The sequence below is a fragment of the Paraburkholderia franconis genome, assembly GCF_009362735.1.
In the GTDB taxonomy this organism is placed as follows: Bacteria; Pseudomonadota; Gammaproteobacteria; order Burkholderiales; family Burkholderiaceae; genus Paraburkholderia; species Paraburkholderia franconis.
Genome location: NZ_WHNP01000175.1, coordinates 1 through 4,660, shown reverse-complemented (window position 1 = coordinate 4,660; position 4,660 = coordinate 1). Strand labels below are relative to the sequence as shown.

The window sequence follows — 4,660 nt, the reverse complement described above, 5'->3', positions numbered from 1 at the left end:
GAGTGGTTCCATACAGTGTCCTCGATGGCCAGTCCAACGAACCAGCGGAACAGCAGGTTGTACTGCATCTGCTCCATCAGCATGCGTTCGCTGCGCACCGAGTAGAACACCTGCAACAGAAGCGCACGCACCAGCTTCTCCGGTGCAATCGAGGCCCGGCCGCTGTCCGCATAGATGATGCCGAACAATCCGTTGAGCCGCTTCAACGCCTGATTGACCAGCAACCGTATGGGGCGCAACGGATGATCGGCCGGAACGAAGTCCTCAAGCTTGACCGTCGTGAAAAGAGCTTCCTGCAYCTCATCCATTCCGCGCATCGAATTCACYGCCAAAGATCATGAACAGGATATCCATAACGTTCGGCCCCAGGATCCCGTTTACGCGGGATCGAAATTCAACAGCCTGCTAGAAGACGCCGCGGCGCATATCACCGCCCCGATGGCCGTCTCCCAAGCAGAGACGGGCGCGAGCGACCTGACGGCTGCACGGCTCCCTCCTCACGCTATCGCGACGTTCTCGCCGGATCGCGAATGCTCCTGCCACTACGGGTCCACTCCCGGTTTCAATCGGTTTTATGTGACTTCTTGCGTCCTTCATGGACGATCGTTGATGGATATCGACTCGCGACACGCAGAACGTGTTGGCCAAACAAACATCAGCGTTGTTAAATTCGCTAATTTCTCAGGGCGAGCGGCCTCCATCTGGCTGCCATAACTACTGTTGCACCTGTTTTCGGCTGGCGCAACGCGGCGCCTGTCGGCGCCGCTGATTTGGCGCCACGTTGCGGGGCGTCGAATGTTCATCCGATAAGCCTCGTCTGCGCCGTATTCGATGCGGCAACAATGATGGCGGCGACAGAGATCCGTGAAGTCTTGACTGGCAATGCGCTTCCATGGCCCCGACAAAAAAATAGCCATCGTCGGGTATGAACAACGGTCAGCCCGCGTGCGTGTGAGTGACTCCCTCTGGCCCACACACAGTCATCGACTACATTGCTCCAAGACACAGGCGTGAACAAACTCTCATAACAACTAATCAGGATACCTACGTCTATCGGAACAGCACGCACCCCTCTATCTCAACTTGACAAAGCCCGGCCAGGCACAACCGTGATGCCCGCCATACCTGCGCTTTTCCCCCAGGCCCCAGCACAGGGATGCAAAAGAAAGTGTGTTCATTTGATACCTGCAAGCTCAACGGCAATCTGCACGCGCGGTTCATCGGACGGCTTGTGTGGGCTTTCGTCTACCTCGCCACGGGCTCGCGCTCATCTGTCGCTTTCACCCCGGTGCCTATTTCGATTGGGGCCGCGATAGGCACCGTGCTGACGGTTCGCTGTCTAATCAATACCACTAGCACCAATTGGAGTGACGATGACCGACATCCCGATAAGACCAAGACCTTGTGACGCCTCGCGGCCGCCGGAAACCCCGGCACACCCGGACGGTGAGACACGGGGGTCGGAAAGCCTCGCTAGGGCGCTTGCGCAGCTCGACCGGACCGTGTATGCAGCGTTCGCCCAAGCCGCGGGCCGGCGGCTCGCCTGCCACGCTGTCGCTGGCGTGGTTGGACTGGGCGCTGCATTTGGCGTGCTCACCCGGTAAGCACCATGCGCTTGCGAATCGCATTCTGACGAACTGGCAGAGCCTCCTGACCCGCGAGCCTACGAGCAACGGGCATGGCGGCGACCCGCGCTTCGACGATGCAGAGTGGGACGATTGGCCGTTCCAGGTGCTGCGCGACATGTTTGCCCAGTTCGAATCGTTCTGGCAGGAAGCCACCACTGGCGTGCGCGGGGTTTCTCCGCACCACGAACAGGTGGTGAGTTTCGCCGCGCACCAATGCACCGACATGCTGTCACCGGCGAACTGCTGGTGGCTTAATCCGGTGGTGCTGCGGGCAGCCACAGAAACTGGCGGGCGCAATTTCCTTGATGGTGCGCGCAACTGGCTGGAAGACCAGGGGGATCTGCTGGTGAAGCCCGGGCCTTCTTCAAGGCATGGACACACTCCCGGCGGCGGTGTCGGACGGGACGTCGCGATCACTCCGGGCAAGGTCGTGTACCGCAACCGGCTCATCGAACTGATCCAGTATCAGCCGCAGACCCCAACGGTCTGGCGTGAACCAGTATTGATCGTGCCTTCGTGGATATTGAAGTACTACATTCTGGATCTTTCGCCGCACAACTCGCTCGTACGCTATCTTGTCGAACACGGGCACACGGTGTTCATGATTTCCTGGCGGAACCCGCGCAACGAAGCGCGTGATGTCGGCCTGAACGACTATCTCGAATGGGGCCTGTTCGAGGCACTGGCGCAGGTGCATCGCATTACTGGCGCGACGCCGATGCATGCAGCAGGCTATTGCCTCGGCGGCACGCTACTGACGATCGGGCGCCGCCGCACATGCGCGCGAAGCCCGGTCCGGGTCTCCAGTCTTGAAAACCATGACGCTATTCGCCTCGCAGACGGACTTCGGCGAGCCGGGTGAACTTGGTCTCTTCATCGATGCGAGCCAGCTCGCCTATCTGGACGCATTGATGTGGAAGCAGGGTTATCTGGACGGCGAGCAAATGGCCGCTGCGTTTCAGCTGCTGCGCTCGCGCGATCTGATCTGGTCGCGTCTGGTGCGTGAATACCTGCTTGGCAAGCGCACACAACCCACCGAACTGATGGCGTGGAATGCCGATGGCACGCGGTTACCGTACCGGTTGCACATTGAGACGCTCAGACACCTGTACCTCGACAACGATCTGGCCGAAGGCCGTCATTGTGTGCACGGAAGACCGGTGCGGATAGCCGAGCTGCAGCTGCCGATCTTTGTCGTGGGCACCGAACGCGACCACGTATCGCCGTGGCGCTCGGTGTACAAACTCCACGCGCTGACCAGTACGGAGATAGCTTTCGTGCTCACCTCGGGAGGCCACAACGCGGGTATCGTTTCGGAACCCGGCCACGCCGGACGCCATTATCGCTTCGACATCCGGCGCGATAGCGAACCGTACGTTGACCCGGACACGTGGCTGGCAGTGATGCCGGCGCAATCCGGCTCATGGTGGCCGTGCTGGCAACGATGGCTCGCCGCGCGCTCCAGCAGACGGATCGCACCACCATCAATCGGCGCGGGTACGACGCTCGATGATGCGCCCGGCAAGTATGTGCTTGAACACTGAACGCTCCGGTCGGTCCCGCACTCACATCCCTGCCCCATGGCACAGGGATGCCGGACCTGACCTACTGTTCGGTGATCAGAGTTCGGGGGCTTCCCCTGTCGCTGCCTTTTGCGCACATGCGCGAGCCAAAGACCCGGGGTAACGAACGCGCCCGGGGCCTTTTCACCACCGCCAGAACAATTCCGTGCAATCGCGCATCGGTTGGACATCGTCGCGAGACATTGGCTCGATCGCGGTCACCATCCTGGTGAAACGGGGCGGTCGAAAAAAGCCGGTAATCGCAACGTCAGAGGACGCGCGTCGACATGAGCACCGTTTCCGTTCTGAATTGCGGCCATCCGCAAGGACCTCGCGGCGAAGCCGCAAAGCGAGCCGCGGTCCTGCAGGACAGACACTCCCGTCACAGTGCGCAGCGCATGAACGCGACTACCCGATGCCGTCGGCAGCCTTGCATCTGCTCCGGAGCACGTGATCGTTGGTCATATCCAGGGGCCGACCTTCTGGCGAGCGAAAGCCTCATTCAGGCGGGCTTTCCATTGCAGTGCCACAAGTAGTCGTTGCTCAGGCTTCGTACTTGAACGACAGGGACACTCGTGCGCAGTATTCAATGACCTTGCCGCCATCCACCTTCATGTCGAGCTTGCAGACTTCAGCGACACGCAGATCACGCAGCGCCTTGGCTGCTGTTTCCACAGCATTTTTCGCCGCCTCTTCCCAGGAAACTGGGCTCGTGCCGATAATTTCCGTGACGCGATAAACTGACTCGGTCTTCTTCTTGGCCATGATTCTCGCTCCCTCGGGTCCGGAGTCGCGAGTGCCGCACCTCGATGATTCCATCATCGGTCGGTTGCGTCCCGGGCATCTCCAGGATTGGCGTTGTCACGTCGCCGATAGAACGGACGCGTAAAATGGCGTGATGAAGAATACGAAATCTCTCTACCATGGGCTCCGCTTCCCGCCTGCGGTAATCAGCTGCGCGGTGTGCTGGTACTTCAGGTTTCAGTTGAGTCAGCGCGACATTGAAGAATTGCTATTCGAGCGCGGCGTCGTTGTCAGCTACGAGACGATCCGGCGCTGGTGCGACAAATTCGGCAAGGGCTTTGCCCATTGCGTCAAGGCTGCGCGCCGTAAGCCAGGTACCACATGGCATCTCGATGAAGTGTTTGTTTCGCTGCGCGGCGAACCTTACCTGTTGTGGCGAGCGGTCGACCAGCACGGCGCCGAACTCGATGTCCTGCTGCAGAAGCGCCGCGACAAGGCGGCAGCCAAGCGGTTTTTCAAGCGCGTGCTTGCAGCGTGCCCTGAAGTACCACGCAAGATCATCACCGACCAGCTGCGTAGCTATCCCGCCGCGAAAGCCGAGATTCCCGAACTGGCGAAGGTCAAGCACGTCTTCGTCAAAGCCAGCGCCCGGTTGAACAACCGAGCCGAAAACGGTCATCAGCCCACGCGTGAACGGGAGCGCCGCATGCGCGGCTTCCGCGATGC

At 60.2% G+C, this 4,660-nt stretch carries 5 protein-coding genes; 3 read left to right on the top strand and 2 right to left on the bottom strand.

What is annotated here, in order from left to right; translation table 11 throughout:
- The coding region (locus GCT13_RS47070; RefSeq protein WP_227747402.1) for a transposase at positions 1-317 on the bottom strand (317 nt) is incomplete at its 3' end.
- 1,189 nt (positions 318-1,506) lie between these two features.
- Here GCT13_RS47070 and GCT13_RS50395 point away from each other — a divergent pair.
- Positions 1,507-2,490 (top strand): PHA/PHB synthase family protein, encoded by a 984-nt coding sequence (locus GCT13_RS50395; RefSeq protein WP_227747401.1) that lies wholly within the window; start codon positions 1,507-1,509, stop codon positions 2,488-2,490.
- Between the two features lie 49 nt (positions 2,491-2,539).
- On the top strand, positions 2,540-3,172 hold the full coding sequence (locus GCT13_RS50390; protein ID WP_227747400.1) for a hypothetical protein: 633 nt from the start codon (positions 2,540-2,542) through the stop codon (positions 3,170-3,172).
- 561 nt (positions 3,173-3,733) lie between these two features.
- Here the strand turns inward: GCT13_RS50390 and GCT13_RS47060 are convergent.
- The gene (locus tag GCT13_RS47060; RefSeq protein ID WP_152768372.1) at positions 3,734-3,955 is read right to left on the bottom strand and encodes a dodecin family protein; all 222 of its coding nucleotides are present in this window, start codon (positions 3,953-3,955) and stop codon (positions 3,734-3,736) included.
- Positions 3,956-4,088: 133 nt separating this feature from the next.
- Between GCT13_RS47060 and GCT13_RS47055 the strand changes: the two genes are divergently transcribed.
- On the top strand, positions 4,089-4,660 hold a 572-nt coding region (locus GCT13_RS47055; RefSeq protein WP_152768371.1), incomplete at its 3' end, for an IS6 family transposase.

Excerpts from the sequence above, each read along its gene's own strand:
- GCT13_RS50395 (WP_227747401.1), top strand. The coding sequence starts at position 1,507 with ATGCAGCGTTCGCCCAAGCCGCGGGCCGGCGGCTCGCCTGCCACGCTG.
- GCT13_RS50390 (WP_227747400.1), top strand. The coding sequence starts at position 2,540 with ATGTGGAAGCAGGGTTATCTGGACGGCGAGCAAATGGCCGCTGCGTTT.
- GCT13_RS47060 (WP_152768372.1), bottom strand. The coding sequence starts at position 3,955 with ATGGCCAAGAAGAAGACCGAGTCAGTTTATCGCGTCACGGAAATTATC.